21 protein-coding genes are annotated in these 19835 nt (G+C 69.1%); 10 read left to right on the forward strand and 11 right to left on the reverse strand.

What is annotated here, in order from left to right:
- Positions 1-2: 2 nt before the first annotated feature.
- From H8N03_RS01610 to H8N03_RS01645, 8 genes are read right to left on the reverse strand one after another with little or no spacing between them, the layout of a single operon-like run.
- Positions 3-1076, reverse strand: coding sequence for a CgeB family protein (locus H8N03_RS01610; protein WP_187074372.1), 1074 nt, complete (start codon positions 1074-1076; stop codon positions 3-5).
- A complete protein-coding gene (locus H8N03_RS01615; RefSeq protein ID WP_187074373.1) occupies positions 1073-2170 on the reverse strand; it encodes a CgeB family protein in 1098 nt (365 codons plus the stop codon). The genes H8N03_RS01610 and H8N03_RS01615 overlap by 4 nt, the downstream gene beginning before the upstream one ends.
- 5 nt (positions 2171-2175) lie before the next feature.
- The gene (locus H8N03_RS01620) at positions 2176-3288 is read right to left on the reverse strand and encodes a CgeB family protein (protein ID WP_187074374.1); all 1113 of its coding nucleotides are present in this window, start codon (positions 3286-3288) and stop codon (positions 2176-2178) included.
- Positions 3279-4394, reverse strand: coding sequence for a glycosyltransferase family 4 protein (locus H8N03_RS01625; protein ID WP_187074375.1), 1116 nt, complete (start codon positions 4392-4394; stop codon positions 3279-3281). The genes H8N03_RS01620 and H8N03_RS01625 overlap by 10 nt, the downstream gene beginning before the upstream one ends.
- The gene (locus H8N03_RS01630) at positions 4384-5391 is read right to left on the reverse strand and encodes a Gfo/Idh/MocA family protein (RefSeq protein WP_187074376.1); all 1008 of its coding nucleotides are present in this window, start codon (positions 5389-5391) and stop codon (positions 4384-4386) included. Before H8N03_RS01630 ends, H8N03_RS01625 begins: the two co-directional genes overlap by 11 nt.
- Positions 5388-6293: an MDR/zinc-dependent alcohol dehydrogenase-like family protein gene (locus H8N03_RS01635; protein ID WP_354005060.1), complete on the reverse strand. Its 906-nt coding sequence runs from the start codon at positions 6291-6293 to the stop codon at positions 5388-5390. The genes H8N03_RS01630 and H8N03_RS01635 overlap by 4 nt, the downstream gene beginning before the upstream one ends.
- A gap of 56 nt (positions 6294-6349) precedes the next feature.
- Positions 6350-7426 (reverse strand): SDR family NAD(P)-dependent oxidoreductase, encoded by a 1077-nt coding sequence (locus tag H8N03_RS01640; protein ID WP_187074378.1) that lies wholly within the window; start codon positions 7424-7426, stop codon positions 6350-6352.
- Entirely contained in the window at positions 7423-8538 is a 1116-nt protein-coding gene (locus H8N03_RS01645) for an NAD-dependent epimerase/dehydratase family protein (RefSeq protein WP_187074379.1), read from the reverse strand. Before H8N03_RS01645 ends, H8N03_RS01640 begins: the two co-directional genes overlap by 4 nt.
- A 186-nt stretch (positions 8539-8724) precedes the next feature.
- Here H8N03_RS01645 and H8N03_RS01650 point away from each other — a divergent pair, with 186 nt between their 5' ends.
- Genes H8N03_RS01650 through H8N03_RS01660 form a run of 3 tightly spaced genes read left to right on the forward strand, consistent with a single transcriptional unit; the run spans position 8725 to position 11426 of the window.
- The gene (locus H8N03_RS01650; protein WP_187074380.1) at positions 8725-9882 is read left to right on the forward strand and encodes an inositol-3-phosphate synthase; all 1158 of its coding nucleotides are present in this window, start codon (positions 8725-8727) and stop codon (positions 9880-9882) included.
- A gap of 12 nt (positions 9883-9894) precedes the next feature.
- Positions 9895-10830 carry a glycosyl hydrolase gene (locus tag H8N03_RS01655; protein WP_187074381.1) on the forward strand — a complete coding sequence of 312 codons (936 nt, stop codon included), beginning with the start codon at positions 9895-9897 and terminating at the stop codon, positions 10828-10830.
- On the forward strand, positions 10827-11426 hold the full coding sequence (locus H8N03_RS01660; protein ID WP_187074382.1) for a histidine phosphatase family protein: 600 nt from the start codon (positions 10827-10829) through the stop codon (positions 11424-11426). Before H8N03_RS01655 ends, H8N03_RS01660 begins: the two co-directional genes overlap by 4 nt.
- 64 nt (positions 11427-11490) lie before the next feature.
- Here H8N03_RS01660 and H8N03_RS01665 read toward each other — a convergent pair whose 3' ends face one another.
- Positions 11491-12462: a glycosyltransferase family protein gene (locus H8N03_RS01665; protein ID WP_187074383.1), complete on the reverse strand. Its 972-nt coding sequence runs from the start codon at positions 12460-12462 to the stop codon at positions 11491-11493.
- Positions 12459-13508, reverse strand: coding sequence for a UDP-glucuronic acid decarboxylase family protein (locus H8N03_RS01670; protein WP_187074384.1), 1050 nt, complete (start codon positions 13506-13508; stop codon positions 12459-12461). The genes H8N03_RS01665 and H8N03_RS01670 overlap by 4 nt, the downstream gene beginning before the upstream one ends.
- A 230-nt stretch (positions 13509-13738) precedes the next feature.
- On the opposite strand from H8N03_RS01670, the gene H8N03_RS01675 reads away from it, so the two are divergent.
- The 5 genes from H8N03_RS01675 to H8N03_RS01695 all read left to right on the forward strand — a co-directional run bounded on the left by H8N03_RS01675 (position 13739) and on the right by H8N03_RS01695 (position 17871).
- Positions 13739-14812, forward strand: coding sequence for a BMP family ABC transporter substrate-binding protein (locus H8N03_RS01675; protein WP_187074385.1), 1074 nt, complete (start codon positions 13739-13741; stop codon positions 14810-14812).
- Positions 14813-14817: 5 nt separating this feature from the next.
- Positions 14818-16134 (forward strand): guanine deaminase, encoded by a 1317-nt coding sequence (gene guaD, locus H8N03_RS01680; protein ID WP_187074386.1) that lies wholly within the window; start codon positions 14818-14820, stop codon positions 16132-16134.
- 2 nt (positions 16135-16136) lie between these two features.
- Positions 16137-16703, forward strand: coding sequence for a dCTP deaminase (gene dcd, locus H8N03_RS01685; protein ID WP_187074387.1), 567 nt, complete (start codon positions 16137-16139; stop codon positions 16701-16703).
- 519 nt (positions 16704-17222) lie between these two features.
- A complete protein-coding gene (locus H8N03_RS01690) occupies positions 17223-17531 on the forward strand; it encodes a hypothetical protein (protein ID WP_187074388.1) in 309 nt (102 codons plus the stop codon).
- Positions 17532-17541: 10 nt separating this feature from the next.
- Positions 17542-17871: a hypothetical protein gene (locus H8N03_RS01695; protein ID WP_187074389.1), complete on the forward strand. Its 330-nt coding sequence runs from the start codon at positions 17542-17544 to the stop codon at positions 17869-17871.
- Positions 17872-17889: 18 nt separating this feature from the next.
- On the opposite strand, the gene H8N03_RS01700 is transcribed toward H8N03_RS01695, so the two are convergent.
- On the reverse strand, positions 17890-18432 hold the full coding sequence (locus tag H8N03_RS01700; protein WP_187074390.1) for a leucine-rich repeat domain-containing protein: 543 nt from the start codon (positions 18430-18432) through the stop codon (positions 17890-17892).
- A 386-nt stretch (positions 18433-18818) separates the two neighbouring features.
- On the opposite strand from H8N03_RS01700, the gene H8N03_RS01705 reads away from it, so the two are divergent.
- Together H8N03_RS01705 and H8N03_RS01710 are read left to right on the forward strand one after the other, a co-directional pair.
- Positions 18819-19256, forward strand: a complete 438-nt coding sequence (locus H8N03_RS01705; RefSeq protein ID WP_187074391.1) for a DUF695 domain-containing protein — start codon at positions 18819-18821, stop codon at positions 19254-19256.
- A gap of 32 nt (positions 19257-19288) precedes the next feature.
- Entirely contained in the window at positions 19289-19816 is a 528-nt protein-coding gene (locus H8N03_RS01710) for a DUF2199 domain-containing protein (RefSeq protein ID WP_187074392.1), read from the forward strand.
- Positions 19817-19835 lie beyond the last annotated feature (19 nt).

The raw sequence follows: 19835 nt of genomic DNA on the forward strand, positions 1-19835 counted from the left end.
CTTCAGGCGGCGACGCCGCTCAGCAGCTCCGTCGCATGGGCCTCGAGTTCGGCGGCCCGGTGGGCGGCCGTGTGCTCCGCGAGGATGCGGCGGCGCGCGCGTTCGGCCATGCGCAGGCGCTCGTCCTCGCCGCAGCGGCGCAGGATGTCCAGCACGTCCGCGGTACGGTCCACCAGCAGGATCTCCTGGTGCGGCACCAGCAGCGACTCGATGCCCGGCCAGCGGTCGCTGATGATCGGCGTCGCGCACGCGGCCGCCTCGAACAGGCGCACGCTCGGCGACCACCCGGCGGCGATCATGTCCTGGCGCGTCACGTTCAGCGTGAAGCGCTGGCTGTTGTAGAAGGCGCGGTGCTCCGCCGGCGGCAGGTGCGGCTGGTGCGTGACGTTGCCGGGCCAGCGGTCGGTGTCCGGGTACTGCGGCCCCGCGACGATGAAGGGCTTCTGCGGCTCGTGCCGCGCCGGCTCCAGCAGGAAAGCCTGCACGCTCGCCTGGCGGTCGTCGCTGTAGGTGCCCATGTAGCCGAGGTCCCACTTCAGCTCGCGGGCCTCGGGGAAGTACAGCTCCGGGTCGAACGAGCAGTAGAACGCCCGTGCGCGCGGCGAGCCGTACTGGCGCTCCAGCTTCTTCAGCGTGGGGCCGCCGGTGAAGGACAGGTACAGGTCGTAGTGGGGGACCTGCCGCGGGTGCAGGTACTCGAAGTCGCCGCGCGCGATCTTCGCGAGCGTCACCGGCGTGTCGATGTCGTAGAAGGCGGTCACGCCTTCCGCCGTGTCGTGCACCCAGTCGCCGACGCGCACGCCCTCGGTGACGTAGGAGCCCACGATCACGAGGTCCGCGTCGCGCACGACGTGCGCATGCGCATCGCGCAGTTCCTCGAAGCTGCCGTACAGGAGGGTGGTGCCGTACGGCGGCTCCGCGAGGTCGCGGTTGGAGGCGTACCAGGGCTGGTCGCGCTCCAGGAAGGTCACGTCGTGCCCGCGCTTCTCCAGCTCGCGCACGAGGCCGCGGTAGGTGGTCGCGTGCCCGTTGCCCCAGGAGGAGGTGATCGACAGCCCGAGGATCGCGACCTTCATGCGGCCTCCGCCAGCACGGGCCGCGCGCCGCAGCCTTCCAGCACCGCGTCGACCTGCGCCGCCCGGTGCGCGTAGGTGTGTTCCGCCAGCACGCGGCGGTACGCGGCCTGGCCGATCTCCCGCGCGCGCGCCGCATCCAGCGTGCGCACGTGCTGCGCCACCTCGTCGCCGTTGCGGGCGACCAGCACCTCGGTGCCGGGCTCGAAGAAAGTCTCCAGTCCTTCCCAGGCGTCCGTGATCAGGCAGGCGGCCGCGCCGGCCGCCTCGAACACGCGCGTGGCGGGCGAGAAGCCGTAGCGGGCCATGCTCTCGCGGCTCACGTTGAGAACGGCCAGCGGTGTGCAGTTGAAGGCGTTGTGGTCCGCGGTGTAGACGTGGCCCAGGTACTGCACGTTGCCGGGCAGGGGCTTGTCGCCCCAGCCGCTGCCGCCCAGGAGCATGCGCCGCTCCGCAAGCTGCGCCGCGGCGCGCAGGAAGAACTCCTCCACGCGCGCTTCGCGGTCCGGCAGGCGGTTGCCCAGGAAGGCGAGGTCGCACGCGAAGCGCGGCTCCGGCGGCACGGGGTGGTGCGTGCTCGGGTCCAGCGCGTTGTAGATCGGCACGCAGTCGCGCGCGCCCAGGCCGCGGTAAGCCTGGCGCACCGGTTCGCCGCCGCCGTAGGTGAGCACGATGTCGTAGCGCGGGATCAGCGGGCGGAAGGCGTCGCTCGCGTCGCCGTGCACGCGGTCCAGCGTGGCCGGGGCGTCGACGTCCCAGAAGGCGACCAGCGTGCCGGGCCGCTGCAGGTCCAGCACCGCCTTTTCCAGCAGGGCGTCGTGCACGCCCACGCCGCTCGCCTTGACCACGAGGTCGGCGCCGCGCGCCTGTTCCACGGTCTGCAGCACCTCGGCTTCCGATTGCGCCGAATACACGACGACCTTGGCCCACGGCGGGTCGGGGATGTCGCGGTGCTTCTGGCGGTCGTAGGCGTCCGGTTCGTAGAACGTGACTTCGTGGCCGCGCTCGTGCAACGCGCGGACGATGCCGCGGTAGTAGGTCGCGGCGCCGTTCCAGTACGCCGACACCAGGCTGGATGCAAAGAAGGCGATCTTCATCGTTGTCAGGCTTTCAGGACTTCGTTCACCGGGTGCAGCTCTTCGTAGATGTCCAGCAGCTCGTCCACGCGATGCGCGCAGGTGTGCCGGGCGAGGATCGTGCGCAAGCCATGCTCCGCGAGCGACGCGCACAGGGCGTCGTCCGCCATCAGGGCGCGCAGGTGCTCGCGCATCTCGGCACCGTCGCGCGCCACCAGGAAGTCGGCGCCGGGCTCGAACAGCCCTTCGCAATCGTCCCAGGGCGCGGAGACGAGCGGGATGCCGCAGGCGAGCGCCTCGAACACGCGGATGGTGGGGATGCCGGGCAGCGCCTGCACGTAGGGGCGGCGCGGCACGTGCACGGTCATGCGGTAGCGGGCGAACAGCTGCGGCGCCTGGTAGTTGGGCAACCAGCCGCCATAGGTGATGCCGGCGTCGCGCAGGGCTGCGAGCGCGTGGTCCGGATAGCGGACGCCGTGGATGCGGGCCTGCAGGTGCAGGTCCTTCACCGGGCCGAGCAGGAACTCGTGCAGTTCGGCGGTGCGCTCCTCGTCGCCCCAGTTGCCCACCCACACCAGGTCGCCCTCGCGCTGCGCGCCGGGGATCGGATGGAACACGCGCGGGTCCGCGGCTTCGTGCCAGGTCCAGGCGCGCGCGGCCCAGCCGCGGGCGCGGTAGAGGTCGCGGATGGCGCTGCCGAAGGCGAGCACGCCGTCGTAGTGGCGCAGGTCGTAGGCGGCCATGCTGTCCGGCTCGGTGACGGCGCGGTGGTGCGTGTCGTGGAACAGGAGCCGGTACTGCGGGTTGGCGTGGCGGTGCTCGCCGATGCGCTTCACGAGGCCGTGGTCGTTCCATTCGTGCACCAGCACGAGGTCGGCCTCGCCCAGCGCGGCGTCCAGGTCCAGCGTGTCCGGCGTGTAGCGGGTGCTGTGCAACTGCGGGTAGGCGGCGGCGAAGCCCTGCAGCGGTGCCTCGCCGTGTTCCGCCACGAGGTTCTGCACGCTCCACGCGTCGGCGGGTTCGTAGACGCGCACGTCGTGGCCGCGCGCGCTCAGGTCGCTGCAGACCCCGCGCAGGAAGTGGGCGTTGCCGTGGTTCCAGTCGGAGACCAGCGAGTGGCAGAAGACGATCACGCGCATGCCAGTTCCTCCCCGTGCGCGAACCGCGGCGCGAGTTCGGCGTAGCAGGCCAGGTAGCGGTCGGCCATGGCGCGGGCGGTGTAGCGCTGCGCGCGTGCCTGCGCCGCCTGGGCGAGCCGCGCACGCTCTTCCGGCGCGGCGATGAGGGCTTGCAGGCTTTCATGCAGCGCGCGTGCATCGCCCGGCGGCACGTAACGCGCGGCCGGGCCCCAGACTTCGCGCAGGCTGGCGATGTCGCCGAGGACGAGCGCGCAGCCGCTGAGGGCGGCTTCCAGCACGGACAGCCCGAAGGGTTCGTAGCGGGCCGGCAGCGCATAGATCGCGGCCTGGGCCAGCTCGCGCGCCAGCGCTTCGCGGGGCAGCTCGCCGAGGAACTGCACGCCTTTCGGATGCACGGTTCCGCCATCCGGATGCGCTGCCGAGCCGGCGACGCACACGGGCCAGGGCAGTCCGGGTGCAGCCTGCTCCAGCGCGCGCAGGTTCTTGGCTTCGTCCCAGAAGCGGCCGGCGGCGAGGATGCGCGGCTGCTTGGGCGCGGGCGCGAAGGCTTCGGGGACGCAGCCGTTCGGCAGCACGAGTCCTTCGCCGTCCCAGGCATATTCGGCCCGCAGCGCATCGAGCATGGCGCGTGTGGGTGCCGCGACGCGCGTGGCGCCGGCGAGGCCTTGCTGCACGCGATGGCGGTACGGGGCCCACTCCGCGGGTGCGGGTCCGGCATGCACCGCGCGCCACCAGGAGGCGACGCAGGAGTGCGCCACGACCAGCCTGGGGGCGCGGAACGGTAGCGCGCCGAAGGCGAACTGGTTCAGGTGCACGAGGTCGGGCCGCACGTCGCGCTCCAGCGCCATGAGCCACTCGCCGGCGGCATTGACGTCGTCCCAGGGCTCCTGCATCCATTCGAGGCGGAAGGTGCTCTCGAACAGCGTGACGCCGTCGCAGCCTGCCAGCGCCGCGCGCTGGTGCGCCGCCACCGGCGCGCCCATCGTCGCGAGCGCGACGCGCACGCCGCGGGCATCGAGTTCGCGCGCCAGTTCGACGGCATGGGTCCAGACACCGCCCACGGTGTCCGCCGTCATCAGGACCCGGGGCGCGCGCTTACCGGCCATAGACCCGGTCCAGAACGCCGGCCACCTGCACGAGCGTCTCGACGGACTTGTCGTAGCGGGCGCCCGCAGCGAGCTTGCGCGCCCAGTCGACCACTGCGCGGCCACCCCACGCGTCGGGCGGATCCGCGAGCGGGAAGCGCTCGGTGCCGTGGAAGCGGGCCGCGGCGAAGTCGTAGAAGGAGCCGTTGACGTTGGTCATCGCGGCGCCGCCCTGGGTGCCGTGGAAGTGCGCCTCGATCGCCGCATCGCGGCCGAAAGGCAGGTTCCAGGAACAGGCCATGCGCACGACGGCGCCCGTGGCGAGCTCGAACTCCGCGACGGCGTAGTCCTCCACCTGCGTGCTGCCGGCTTGCAGCGGTTGCCCCTGCGCGTAGAGATGGCTGCTGACGCGCGTGACCTCGGGGAAGCCCAGCGTCCACAGCGCGAGGTCGACGAGGTGGATGCCGAGGTCGATGGCGCAGCCGCCGCCCGCGAGCTGCGGGTCGCGGGCCCAGGACTTGTCGGGGCCGTAGGCGTTGTGGAACACCAGGTCGACCGCGTAGATGGAGCCCAGCTCGCCTTCGACCACCGCGTTGCGGATGCGCTTCATTGCTTCCGTGTGGCGGTAGGAGAGGTCGCAACCGAGCAGCCGGTCGGCCTTGCGCGCAGCGTCGATGATGGCCTGGTTCTCCGCCGCCGTGCGCGCCAGCGGCTTCTGGCAGAACACGGCGAGGCCGCGCTCCAGCGCCGCGAGCGACTGCTGCGCGTGCAGAGCGCTGGGGGTGGCGATGACGAGGCCGTCCAGTTCGTGCTGCAGCAGTTCGTCGAGGGTGGCGGCGACGGCCGCTTCGGGCACGAGCTCCCGGGCGCGGCTGCGCACGTCAGGAGAGGGATCGGCGACGGCCACCAGGCGGCAGGCCTGCTCGTCGCGCAGGGCCTGCATGCGGTGCTGGCCTATCCATCCGAGGCCGAGGAAGCCGAGGCGGGGGAGATCGTTGTTCTTCTGGGTGGATGTCATGTCGTCACGAGTGCTTTCATGAAACCGTCGGGACGGGTGCGCGTGAGTTCCAGCGCTTCTCCCAGGCGGTCGAGCGGCAGCGTGTGCGTGTACAGCGGCCTGGGGTCCATCACGCCCTCCGTGAGCCACTGCACGGCGCGCTTCATGCCGTCGACGTACATCTGCGGGTCGCGTTCGTGCGCATTGATGACGTCGAGGCCGCGCCAGTTCCACAGCTGCACGTTCACCTGGCGCATGCCGTCCTGGTGGTAGCCGGCGATGACGAGGCGGCCGCGTTCGGCGGTCATTTCGCCCGCCAGGTTCAGCGGCCACTCGAGGCCGGTGCACTCGATGACGCGCTGGCACCACTTGCCGTCGGTGAGGGCCTTGACCTTCTCCAGGATCTTCCAGTGGTCGTCCATCAGCAGCGTGTGGTCCGCACCCGCCTGCTTCGCGAACTCCAGCGAGAAGGGGCGGCGCGACAGCGCGATCACGCGCGCACCTGCATGCTTGCAAAGCTGCGTGAGCAGCGCGCCCAGGAAGCCGATGCCCACGATGGCCACCGTCTGGCCGGCGCGGATCTCGGCGCGCTGGAAGATATTGGTTGCGCAGCCCAGGGGCTCGCCCAGCACCGCCGTGTCCGCAAGCGCCTCGGGCAGCTTCACCACCGAGCCCGCGTCGGCCACGTCGTATTCGGCGTGCGCGCGATAGGTGAGGGCGGCGACGCGGTCTCCGGTGCTGAAGCCCGCGACGCCTTCACCGATCGCCGCCACCCGCCCCCAGCCTTCGTGGCCGGGCGCGCCCGGCGGCTGCGGATACGTGAACCACTCGCGGCCTTCCCACAGCGGAAGGCTGGACGCGCACACGCCGGAGCCTTCCATGCGCACGAGGACCTGGCCGGGACCGGGCTCCGGCGGGGCCACGCTCTGGAGCACTGCGTTGCCGGGCCCGGATAGCACTGCTGCCTGCATCGCCGCCATCAGTGCGCCCCCGCCGTCACGACTTCGCTCGCCAGCGCAGCGCTGCTGCGCTTCTCCTGCCGTGCGGCCAGCCAGTCGAAGAGGAGGGCGATGCCTTCCTCGGCACCGACCTGCGGCTCCCAACCCGTCTCGCGCTGGAAGGCCGAGGTGTCGGACACGTAGTAGCGCTGGTCGCCCGTGCGCCACGCGTCGAACGCCACCGAAGGCCGCTTGCCGTGCAGGCGCTCGATGCGATCGAGCAGGTCCTGCAGGCTGATCGCGTTGCCCGGCCCGCCGCCCATGTTGAAGGCACGGCCCTTGAGGCGCGGTGCGTTCTGCTCCGCCAGCAGGAAGGCGTCGACCAGGTCGTCGACGTAGAGGATGTCCCGCACCTGCATGCCGTCGCCGTACAGCGTGATGCGCTCGCCGCGGAGCGCCCGCAGGATGAAGTGCGCCACCCAGCCCTGGTCCTCCGTGCCGAACTGGCGCGGGCCGTAGATGCAGCTCATGCGGAACACGAGCGTCGTCATGCCGTAGCTGCGCGCATAGTCGACGACGTACTGGTCGGCCGTGCCCTTGGAGCAGCCGTAAGGGCTGTGGAAGTCGAGCGGCCGCGACTCGCCGATGCCGGTGCCGGCGACCTGCGTGTCGACGGGCAGGTAACGCTGGCCCTGCACGGAGAGCTCGAGGTCTTCCAGGCCGCCGTAGACCTTGTTGGTCGACGTGAGGATCACGCCGGGCGCCACGGGCCGCGCACGCGCGGCCTCCAGCACGTTGAGCGTGCCGAGCGCGTTGATGTCGAAGTCCTCGCGCGGGTTCTCCAGGCTGGTGGTCACCGCGACCTGCGCCGCGAAGTGGAAGACCTGCTGGACGCCGTTGATGGCCTGGTTCACCGCCGCGCCATCGCGCACGTCGGCGCGCACGAACTCGAGCAGGCTGCCGTGCTGCTGGCGCAGCCACTGCAGGTTCTGCTCGACGCCGGGACGCGAAAGGTTGTCGAGGACGCGCACGCGCCGCCCCTGCGAGAGGAGGCGGTGCGCCAGGTTGGAGCCGACGAAGCCGGCCCCGCCGGTGATGAGCGTGGTCGCCTGTGTCATACGGTCAGCCCGCGTGCGCTCAGTTCGGCGCTGGCCTGCGCCACCCGGTCGACGGCGGCCTGGCTCGCGAGCCAGGACGACAGTTCGACCAGCCCGTCCTCCAGCCGCACCTGCGGCGTGAAGCCGAGGATGCGCTGCGCCTTCGCGATGTCGGCGTAGCAGTGGCGGATGTCGCCGACGCGGTACTTGCCGAGGATGTCGGGCTGGATGTTCTCCTTGCCGACCACCTTCGCGAGCTTGGCCGCGATCTCGCGCACGGTGCGCGGCTGGCCGCTGCCGATGTTGAAGGTCTCGCCGGCCGCGTCGGGCGTCTCGAGCGCGAGGCGGCAGGCACGCGCGATGTCGTAGACGCTCACGAAGTCGCGCTGCTGCAAGCCGTCCTCGAAGATCGCCGGCGCGTTGTTGTTCAACAGGCGCGACGCGAAGATGGCCAGCACGCCCGTGTAAGGATTGGAAAGAGCCTGGCGCGGGCCGTACGCATTGAAGAAGCGCAGGGCCACCGTCGGGAGGTTGTACGCGCGGCCCGTCATCAGGCACAGGCGCTCCTGGTCGTACTTCGACAGCGCATACACGGAGGCGAGCGCGGGCTGCTTGCTCTCGGGCGTGGGCATGGGCGACAGCGCGCTGCCGTCCTCGTCGAGGAACTCCCACTGCGCGGCCTTCAGCTGCTCCAGCGTGCGCTCGCCCACGAGGCGCGCGCCGCCCGACGATCCCTGGTACAGGCCCTCGCCATAGAGGCTCATGCTCGAGGCCACCACCAGGCGCTCCACGGGGTTCCGGATCAGCGCTTCGAGGACGACCGCGGTGCCGAGGTTGTTCACGCGCGTGTAGTGGGCGATCTCGTACATGCTCTGCCCCACGCCCACGGCCGCCGCGAAGTGGTACACCGCGTCGACGCCCTGCAAGGCTTCGTCGACCTTCGCGCGATCGCACACGTCGCCGACGACCAGTTCCACGTCCTTCGCGAGGTACTCGGGCCGCCTTCGCTGCTCGCCGTGGACCTGCGGATCGAGCACGTCCAGCACGCGCACCTGGTAGCCGTGCGCCAGCAACTCGTCGGCCAGATGCGAGCCGATGAAGCCGGCGCCTCCCGTGATCAACACCTTTTGCATGAGGCATCCCTGTTGTTGTCGATGCTTCATGTTAGGACCACGGCTCAACCGACGGGGGCGTTCCGAACAAAATTTCGAAAACGACGCATGGCAGAGCACGATGTATGTACGATGCCTCTCCGCCTTCTCGATGAGCCGAGCGCAGCGCGACCGCCCGATAAGGTGTACGAAAAAAGGGAGAAGAAGATGGGCAAGATCCGTGTCGCCATCATCGGCGTCGGCAACTGCGCTTCCTCGCTCGTGCAGGGCGTGCAGTTCTACCGCGATGCCGCACCCGACGATTTCATCCCCGGCCTCATGCACGTCGATCTCGCGGGCTACCACCCGCGGGACATCGAGTTCACCGCAGCGTTCGACGTGAGTGCGCACAAGGTCGGGCTCGACCTGGGCGAAGCGATCTTCGCGGAGCCGAACAACACCTTGCGCTTCGCGGAGGTCCCTCACCTCGGCGTTCCCGTGTACCGCGGCATGACGCACGACGGGCTCGGTACCTATCTCAAGGACGTGGTGCCGAAATCCGGGCGCAGCACGGACGACATCGTCGGCATCCTGAAGTCGACGAAGACGGACGTCGTCGTCTCGTACCTGCCCGTCGGCTCCGAGATGGCGACCAAGTGGTACGTCGAGCAGATCCTGGAAGCGGGCTGCGCCTTCGTGAACTGCATTCCCGTGTTCATCGCGTCGCAACCCTACTGGAACAAGCGCTTCGCGCAGCGGCGCCTGCCCATCATCGGCGACGACATCAAGTCGCAGGTGGGCGCGACCATCGTGCACCGCATGCTCACGGACCTGTTCCGCAAGCGCGGCGTGAAGGTCGACCGCACGTACCAGCTGAACGTCGGCGGCAACACCGACTTCCTCAACATGCTGGAGCGCGAACGCCTCGCCTCCAAGAAGATCTCCAAGACGCAGGCCGTCACCAGCCAGCTCGGGCACCCCATGCCCGAGAGGGACGTGCACGTCGGGCCGAGCGACTACGTGCCGTGGCTCGCCGACCGCAAGTTCGCCTTCATCCGCATGGAAGGAACCGCGTTCGGCAACGTTCCCCTCAGTTGCGAACTGAAGCTGGAAGTGTGGGACTCCCCCAACTCCGCCGGCGTGGTGATCGATGCGATCCGCTGCGCCAAGATCGCGCTCGACCGCGGCATCGGCGGCGCGCTCAACGGGCCTTCGAGCTACTACATGAAGTCGCCTCCGCTGCAGTTCACCGATGACGAGGCGCGCGAACTCGTCGAAGCCTTCATCCGCGGCGACGAGGAGGTCGCGACGGCGCAGCCGAAGCCGCGCGCGGTGGGCGGCGGCAAGGCCGAGAAAGTCACCGTGCAGCAGCAGAAGAACGACTGAACCACGCCAACCATGATCGAAGCCGTCAAGTTCTGGAACGAACCGAACAACAAATCGCATTGGGACCCTGAAGTCGATCCGGACTGGGTGAAGTTCGCGCAGATGGTCAAGCTGTCCTCCGCCGCGGTCCGCGCCGAGGCGCCCGGCCTCACCAAGGTGCTGGGCGGCATCTCCCCGATCGACGCCAACTTCATCCAGAACCTGCAGCAGAAGGGCGTGCTGGACACCGTGGACGCGGTCGCCGTGCACGGTTTTCCGCTGGACTGGAACAACTGGCAGATCCACATCTGGCCCGAGCGCATCGCCGAGATCGAGGCGGTGACGAAGCTGCCCGTGTGGGTGACGGAAGTGGGCGTGTCCACTTTCGGTGCGGAGGAGGTGCAGGAGTTCGGCCTGAAGCGCACCGCCGAACTGCTCACGGGCCGCGTCCCGCGCATCCACTGGTATTCGCTCTGCGACCTGCCGAAGGCCTGGCCCGCGACGACGCGCCACCGCGAGGCCGAGGGGTCCAGCTACTACCGGCATTTCTACATGGGGCTGCTGCGCGAGGACGGCACGCCGAAGCTCGCGGCAAGGCACTTCGCGAACTACACGCCCGCGTTCGGCATCTGCCAGTGGTTCCACTTCGAGGACCATCGCCTGGACGACGCCGTGAAGTGGTTGAAGAAGCTGGGCGTGAAGAAGCTGCGCACGGGCCTGAGCTGGGCCGACAGCTACCGGCCGAATGCGGACGCCTGGTTCGACCGGCAGATGGCCGCGCTCGAGGATTTCGACGTGACCGTCACCTTCTGCTTCACGCCGGAGCACCGCGGCATCCAGCCGCACCACACGAGCGCGCCCCAGGTGCCCGAAGAGTTCGCGGAGTTCTGCGGCCGGATGGTGCGGCGCTACGTGGGCGGCAGCGCGACGCCGGTGGAGCAGGAAGCGAAGCTGGTCGCGCTGGCGTGACCACGTTCGTCGTCCTGCGCCATGCCAACCATGACTGGGTGGGGCGCGGGATTGCCGGGCGGCAGCCCGATGTCTCGCTGAACGAGGAAGGGCGCAGGCAGTCGCAGGAGCTCGTGCGGCGGCTGCAGGGCGTCCCGTTCGACGCCATCGTGTGTTCGCCGCAGCCCCGGACGCAGCAGACGGCGGAGCCGCTCGCCGAGGCGCTCGGCATGGAGATCCAGGTGCATGCGGGCTTCGACGAAGTCGACATGGGCGAATGGGTCGGCATGAGCTTTCGCGAACTCGATGCGCTCGGCGAGCCGTGGCGGCACTGGTGCGAGCGGCGAGCGAGCGCGCATCCGCCGGGGGGTGAGGCGTTCACGGAGGTTCCGAAGCGGGCCATGGCGGCGTTGCGGGAGTTGCGCGAGCGCTACCCGGAGGGCAAGGTGCTCGTCGTCTCGCACGGCGATGTCATCAAGTCCATCGTCGCGACCTGCTTGCGCATGTCGCTGGACGACCTGGAGACCTTCGACATCGCGCCGGCGAGCGCGACGGTGATCGCGATGGGAGAGGACTGGGCGCAACTCAGGCTCCTCAACGGGACCGGGCCGTCGTAGGCTGGGTTGCGCGAAGCGCACCCCAGCGTTCGGCGAAGCTGGGGTGCGCTTCGCGCAACCCAGCCTACATGGACACGGTTTGGCGGCGCGCGTGCGCGGCGGCGACGATCTTCAACGACGCGGCCACCTGCTGCGCCATGCCGCGCCAGTCGCCCGGCTTCGGCTGCCGGAACAGGCGCACCGTCGGATACCACGGCGAATCCTCGCCGCTGGCCATCCAGCGCCAGTCCGCTTCGTGCTTCAGCAGCACCCACGTCGGCCGCCCCAGGCAGCCGGCCAGGTGCACGGGCATGCTGTCGATGCTGATCACGAGGTCGAGCGCGCACATCGCTGCCGCGGCCATGCGGATGTCGGTCGTGCGCGCGGAGAGCGGCTCGATGTCGAGCCTTTGCAGCAGCGGGTCCGAAGCGGCCTCGCCCTGCTGCAGCGAGAAGAACTGCACCTCTTCCAGCGCGAAGAGCGGCGCCAGGTCCGCGAGCGGCGCGGAGCGCGACTGGTCCCAGTGGCTGCACGACCAGACCAGCCCGACGCGCAAGCGTCCTTCGTCCGCGATGGCGAACGCCTCGCGCGACGGCAGCCGTTCCGCCAGGTGCGGGTAAGGTGGGGGCAGCCGGGGAACGGTCATGCGCAGCGCATAGGCGAGCTCCATCACCTCCATGTCGACGTCGTGGGGCGGCAGGGGATCGTCGGTCCAGTAGTTGCGCACTTCGCCGAGTCCGGGTGCATCGCGCAGCAGGTCGACCAGGGGCGGCTGCACGAGGAAGTGCACGTGCCGCGCATGCAGCAGCGGCAGGAAGCGCATGAACTGCAGGGTGTCGCCCAGGCCGTGCTCGCAGCGGACGAGAACCGAGCGACCGGCAGGAGGCGTGCCGTCCCAGCGCAGGTGCTCCGGGCGGCGCTCGAAGCCGGGCGCGTGTTGCCGCGCACGCCGCGGCAGCTCCAGCCGGTCGGTGGCGCGCCACGCCGCCTCCCAGTCGCCGCGCCGCATGGCGGCGAACCAGGCGCCGGAGACGTCGGGCAGCTCTTCCCCGGTCAAGCTGCGAGCACCGCGCGGCGGCCGTTGCCGTTGCGGGCGTCGGGCTGGCGGCTGGAAGGCTTCACGTTGGGCGCATCCTGCGTGGCGGCTGCGCGCGTGAGCAGCTTGTCGAAGTAGGTGATGGTCTTCTTCAGGCCTTCCGCGAGCTGCACCTTCGGCTCCCAGTTCAGCTTCTCCTGGGCCAGCGTGATGTCGGGACGCCGGCGCGCCGGGTCGTCCACCGGCAGGTCCGCGTACACGATCCTCGACTTGGAGCCCGTGAGCTCGATCACCTGCTTCGCGAGCGAGAGGATCGTGAACTCGCCCGGATTGCCGAGGTTGATCGGTCCGGGGTACGTGTCTTCCAGTGCCATGAAGCGCAGGAAGCCATCCACCAGGTCGTCCACGTAGCAGAAGCTGCGCGTCTGCTGCCCCTTGCCGTAGACCGTGATCGGCTGGCCCTTGAGCGCCTGCACGATGAAGTTGGAGACCACGCGGCCGTCGTTCGGGTGCATGCGCGGGCCGTAGGTGTTGAAGATGCGGCCGATGCGGATGTCCACGCCGTACTGGCGGTGGTAGTCGAAGAACAGCGTTTCGGCGCAGCGCTTGCCTTCGTCGTAGCAGCTGCGCGGGCCGATCGGGTTCACGTTGCCCCAGTAGCCCTCGGGCTGCGGATGGTAGGCGGGGTCGCCGTAGACCTCGCTCGTGGAAGCCTGGAAGATGCGCGCGCCCGTGCGCTTGGCCAGGCCCAGCACGTTGATGGCGCCGATCACGCTCGTCTTGGTGGTCTGCACGGGGTCGTGCTGGTAGTGGACCGGGGAGGCGGGGCAGGCGAGGTTGTAGATCTCGTCGACCTCCACCTGCAGCGGCACCGTGACGTCGTGCCGCAGCAGTTCGAAGCGCGGGTGACTGAGCAGGTGCTCGATGTTGTCCTTGGTGCCGGTGAAGAAGTTGTCGGCACAGATGACATGGTGTCCTTGCGCGACGAGCCGATCGCAGAGATGACTGCCCAGGAATCCCGCGCCGCCGGTGACGAGGACCGTGCTGCTGCCGTTGTACTTGCGCATTCGTTCTTCCCTGTCGTAATGAATTTTTGCGAAGCACTCTTGGCGGGGCTTCGGGTTTCTTTATACGCAAACGCAAGCTGCTCGTGGGGCGATGGAACTCGGCGCTAATGCAAATAGTGATCGCGGCTGTTCCGTGGAGAACTGGGCCATGCGCATACAATCGCAAGCATGAGGTCGCGCCCCGGCGACCTTTTTTCTTTGTCGAGTCCGGGGCCATGTAGAGGAACACCATGTACAAAAACCTCGCTGCCATGGCATTGGCAGCCAGTTGCATTGCACTCCCCACGCACGCACAGAAGACCGAGCCGCTGAAGGTGGGCTTCGTCTACGTCGCGCCGCTCACCGACGCAGGCTGGGTCCGGCAGCACGAGGAAGGACGCCTGGCCGTGCAGGCCGCGTTCGGCGATCGCGTGAAGACCTCGTACGTCGAGAACGTCGCCGAAGGACCGGACGCCGAGCGCGTGATCCGCGACCTCGCGAGCACGGGCCACAAGCTGATCTTCACGCCCAGCTTCGGCTACATGGAGCCGACGCTGAAGGTCGCGAAGGACTTCCCCGACGTGAAGTTCGAGTCGGTCACGGGCTACAAGACCGCGCCCAACGTCGCGGCCGCGAACGCGCGCTACTACGAGGGGCGCTACCTCGCCGGCGTCGCGGCGGGACGCATGTCGAAGTCGCACCTCGCGGGCTACGTCGCGGGCCTGCCCATTCCCGAAGTGCTGCAGGGCATCAACGCCTTCACGCTGGGCATGCGTTCCGTCGACCCGAAGGCGCAGGTGAAGGTCCTCTGGATCAACACCTGGTTCGATCCCGCGAAGGAGCGCGAAGCCGCGATGGCGCTGATGGACCAGGGTGCGGACGTCCTCTCCTTCCACACCGCGTCGACCGCCGTCATGGCGGCAGCACAGGAACGCGGCAAGTTCGCCATCGCCTACCACTCCGACATGCGCAAGGTCGCGCCCGACGCGCAGCTCGTGGCCGTGACGCACCAGTGGGGCGACTACTACAAGCGCCGCACGCAGGCCGCGCTCGATGGCACGTGGAAGCCGGCCAACCTGTGGGGCGGCGTGAAGGAAGGCATGATCCGCGTCGGCTGGTTCGGCTCCAAGGTGCCCAAGGCGGTGCAGGACGAAGTGCTGGCGCGGCAGAAGGACATCGCATCCGGCAAGCTGCGCCCCTTCGCGGGTCCGATCGCGGACAACGCCGGCAGGACGGTCGTCGCCAGGGGGCAGGCCCTGACGGACTCGCAGATACTCCTCATGGACTATCTCGTATCCGGCGTGCAGGGGAAGGTTCGACAATAGCGCCCATGCACGCCTACCGCGCCGCCCTCCTGTCCTTTGCCGACGACGGCTCCGCCCGCTACGAGCAGGACGGCCTGCTGGTCGTGGGCCCCGACGCCGCCGGCGCTCCCGTCATCCGCGCTGCCGGCGCGTACGCTGCGCTCGCCGGCAACTATCCGGGCGTGCCGGTGACGCACCTGCCCGGGCGCATCCTGGCGCCGGGCTTCGTCGACCTGCACGTGCACTTCCCGCAGACCGACGTGATCGGCTCGCCGGCCGAGGGCCTGCTGCCCTGGCTGGAGAACTACACCTTCCCGCACGAGGCGCGCTTCGCGGACCACGGCTACGCCACGGGCGTGGCGCAGGTCTTCCTCGACGAGTTGCTGCGCAATGGCGTGACGACCGCGCTCACCTTCTGCACATCGCATCCGCATTCGGTGGACGCGTTGATGGAGGCGAGCGAGGCACGCGGCCTGCGCATGATCGCCGGCAAGGTGCTGCAGGACCGCCATTCGCCCGACGGCGTGCGCGACGACACCGAGCAGTCGCTGGTGGACACCGAGGCGCTGATCCGCCGCTGGCACGGCCGCGGCCGCCTGGGCTACGCGATCACGCCGCGCTTCGCCCCGAGCTGCAGCGAGGCGCAACTGCGCGGCGCCGGCGAGCTCGCCGCGAAGCACCGCGACGTGTGGATCCAGTCGCATGTGGCGGAGAACAAGGACGAGATCCGCTGGGCGCGCGAGCTCTTTCCCGAGGCACGCAGCTATCTCTCCATCTACCAGGACTTCGGCCTGATGCGCGAGCGCGCGATCTACGCGCACTGCATCCACTTCGACGACGAGGACCGCGCGCTGATGCGCGACACCGGCGCGGCGGCGGCCGTGAGCCCCACCAGCAACCTGTTCCTGGGCAGCGGCTTCTTCGACTACGAGGGCGCGATCCGCGTCGGCTTCCGCTACGGGCTCGCCAGCGACGTCGGCGGCGGCACCAGCTTCTCGCCCTTCCACACCATGCTCGCCGCGTACTACGTGGGGCGCGAAGGGCAGACGAAGCCAGGCATCAGCCTGAGCCCGCAGAACCTCTGGTGGCAGCACACCGCGGGGGCCGCAGAGGCGCTGGGCCTCGACGGCGTCGTCGGCAACCTGCGCGCGGGTTGCGAAGCGGACTTCCTGGTGCTGGACCCGCAGGCGACGCCCTTGCTGGCGCGCAAGACGAAGAACGCGCGGGACCTCGACGAACTGCTGTTCTCGCTGATCGTCCTCGGGGACGACCGGGTGGTCCAGGCGGCCTACGTCAACGGGCGGCCGGCCGGCGCTCCTACAATCCGGGCCGAGGAGCCCTGAGCATGACCATCAAGAGCGACAAGTGGATCCGCCGCATGGCGGAACGGCATGGCCTGATCGAACCCTTCGAGCCCGGGCAGGTGCGCGAGGTGGACGGCCGCCGCGTGATCAGCTACGGCACCTCGAGCTACGGCTACGACATCCGCTGCGCGCCGGAATTCAAGGTCTTCACCAACATCCACAGCACGGTGGTGGACCCGAAGAACTTCGACGAGAAGAGCTTCGTCGACTTCCACGGCGACTCCTGCATCATCCCGCCGAACAGCTTCGCGCTGGCGCGCACGGTGGAGTACTTCCGCATCCCGCGTAACGTGCTCACCATCTGCCTGGGCAAGAGCACGTACGCTCGCTGCGGCATCATCGTCAACGTCACGCCGTTCGAGCCGGAGTGGGAAGGCTACGTGACGCTGGAGTTCTCCAACACCACGCCGCTGCCCGCGAAGATCTATGCGGGCGAGGGCTGCGCGCAGGTCCTGTTCTTCGAGAGCGACGAGGAGTGCGACGTCAGCTACAAGGACCGGGGCGGCAAGTACCAGGGACAGCACGGGGTGACCCTGCCGAAGGCGTAGCGCCCGCAGCGCCCGCAGGCTGGGTTGCGGAGCGCCCGCAGCGACCGTAGGCTGGGTTCGCGCCCAGCGCCCGTAGGCTGGGTTCGCGGAGCGACCCCAGCGTTCGGACGCCATCGCCCTTGTAGTCCTCCGCACCCCCTCGCGCCACCCCTCCACGTGTGCGCTCGCTTCGGATCCTTCTACGGCCGAGCAGCCGCGAAGCGCGCAAGGTGCCTCGAGCACCATCCTCGGTGTTGCCTCGCTGCCACTGCGCACCGCAAGAACGCGGCGCGCCGCCCGAGAACGGCGTCGGAAGGTGGCTGCAACGCAACGGCCGCGTGCGACATGGCGCGTCCGTGCACCACGTGCTGGCATGCGGCGGAACCGGCGCACGTCACCCGCGCGTCATCGGCGTCAGCGACGCTGGTGACCCGCCCACGGTCGCGTCTGGAAGTCGTCCTACAGCATGTCGCGCACGCCACTCTGGCGCGCCGCGGGGTGGAAGCCTACGATCTTTTCACCCCAAGGAAGTTCGCCGCCATGTCCTCCATCACCGCCAACGACGTCGACGCAGGCACGCAGCCTGCGCGCTCCCGCATGTTCTGGGTGCTCCTCGGCGCGCTCGCCGCGGGACAGCTGTTCGCCTTCTGGCTCCTGTGCAGCCACCAGGTGCGCAAGGCGGAGGCCCGTCACAACGAGACGGTGGTGCAGCAGATGGCGCTGGCGGACTGCCTGCAGTACATCCCCGGTTCCACGATCGCGAGCTGCACGGCGCGTGGCGACGTGCAGGCTTCCGCGGACAAGGCGAACGTGTCCGCCGCGGTGCCGGTCAGCTTCAGTTTCCGTTGAGGCCGATGCCATGGACAACCTGCACGCGCATGCCGCCCGCGGCGAGACGGCCGCAACCCTGGACCCCGCCTCCCTTGAGGCGTCCGACGACCTCGAGCTGAACGAGGACGCACCCCGCTACTGCCCCATGCGCCTGCTCGCGCGCTTCGCGCTGCTGATGGCGGGACATGGCCGCTGCGTGATCACCGACATGATGCTCGGGGACCGCGAGTACGCGATGTGGCAACTCGCTTGCGCCCGCGCGATGGACGATGCCGAACTGGGCGAGGTCGCCGCGAAGCTGTTCGCGTACTTCGACGACGCGCAGCATTCGGGCATGGCGGTGATGGGAACGGCGTAAGCCCCCGCGGCAGGCGGCTCAACCGACAGGCTGGAAGTGCCTGAGCGTGGGCACCGCGGCACGGAGCGCACGAAGCTCCGTGGACGAAGCCTTCATCGTTGTGCGCAGGGAAGCAAGCTGCCGCAAGGAGTGCAAGGGCGCCAGGCCGCCCTCCTGCACCTGCAGGCCCACCAGCCAGAGTAACTGGACATGCGGGAGCGAGCCCAGGGGCTCGAGCGTCCGTACGCGCAGTTGGCGGCCCCGGGGCGCAGCTAGGCCGAACTCCCGCAGCTCCCGCAGCTCCTCGAGGAACGAAAGGTCGACCGGGTCCTGAACATTCTCGATGAAGAGATGCTCCAGGCCGCACAGCGAGGAGATTGGCGCCAGGCAGGCGATGCCGGGCGAACTCCCGAGGAACAGGGCCCGCAGCGATCGAAGCTTGCGCACGGCTTCCAGCGACTCGATGGCGCTCCACTTCACGTGGAGCGCTTCCAGCCCGGGCACCGAGCAGGCGGCATCGAACAGGCGCTGGGGAACCTTGGAAGAAAGAACCAGTGTCTTGACCGCAAGGGAGGGCAGCATTCGCACCATTCCTCGACCAGCCGTTCCTGCTGCGCCCTGGGGAGGCCCGTCTGGGTACAGGCGACGTTGAGCGTGCCGGACCCGGCGTACTGGCCCGGGTGTCGTACGGGAGGCGGAATGTCGCCGCGCAGTTGCCTCGCGGGCCAGTAGCCGAAGACGAGCTCGTCGTGCGGGAGTGCCATCAGGTTCGTTGCGTGCGGCCGGGCCGGTCCCGCCACTTTCGAGTGAAGTGTGGCTGTGGAGGGTAGCACGCGGCCTGCGGCGTGCAGTCCGGGAAGGTCCTGCGCAAGATCGGCGATCGCGGACAATGCCGCCTGGCCGGCCTGGAGGCCCGTCCCTCCGCAGGTTCCGCGGATGCGGGGCGAACAACAACAAGATCACCACTCATGGCAAACCCGAGAGCCTGGCTGCATGCCCGTTCGACCCATGCGGACCTCCCCATCTACTTTCGCCGGCCCGCCGTCCCGGTCGCCGAGTTCGATGCGCTGCGTCCGAAGTACCCGCGGCTCCTGTCGGTCACGCACCACCTCGGCCACGTCATGGGGTCGGGCCTTCCCGAACCGGCCTACAACGAATCCCTCGCCGCGCTCGACGCCGCACTGACGGGACCCTTCGACGACGAGGTTGACGGCCTGGTGGCGCTCGTCGAGACCTTCGCGGGCAAGCGTACCTACTACGTCTATCTGGCGCCGGCGTTCGAGGCGGACGCGTTCATGGCGGGCGTCGCCGCCAGGTTCTCCGCACAGAAGCTCTCCTGGAAACTGCACGATGACCCGACATGGCGGCTGTTCAACGGCTATGCAAAAGACTTCCAGTTCGCCTGATCCGTCCGGGCACGCGTGGAGCACACACTGAAATGAACCAGGAAGCATTCGTCTGCGACACTTGTGGGGAGCGCCACGAAGGACTCCCGACCGACTTCGGCTTCCGCCTGCCGGACGAGGTGCACGCTCTCTCGTACCTCGATCGCTACCTGAGAAGCCGGTACAACGCGGACCTCTGCACTCTCGACGAAAGCAGGTACTTCGTACGCGGCGTGCTGCGCGTTCCGCTGCTCGAGGCACGCGAGGACTTCGGGTGGGGCGTCTGGGTCGAGGTGTCGGCCGCGGACCACGACAACTACGTCAGGCGTTTCCACGACGCAGCCGAAAATGCTCCGCGCTTCCCGGGAGTCCTGGCGAATGCGATACCCGGACACGAACGGGCGCTCGGGCTGCCCTTGGAGGTTCAGCTGGGGCGGGAAGACCAACGTCCGATGCTGCATTGCCTTGCCGCCAGCACCCATGCCCTGGCGATCGAGCAGCGGGAAGGGATTTCGGCCAGGAGGCACCATGCCATCCTCGAGTGCACCGGCTTCTTCCAGCACGATGGGGACGGTGCCTGACGGGGGCTCGCCCTGCGCC

Source organism: Ramlibacter cellulosilyticus (assembly GCF_014297465.1).
Taxonomy (GTDB): domain Bacteria; phylum Pseudomonadota; class Gammaproteobacteria; order Burkholderiales; family Burkholderiaceae_C; genus Ramlibacter; species Ramlibacter cellulosilyticus.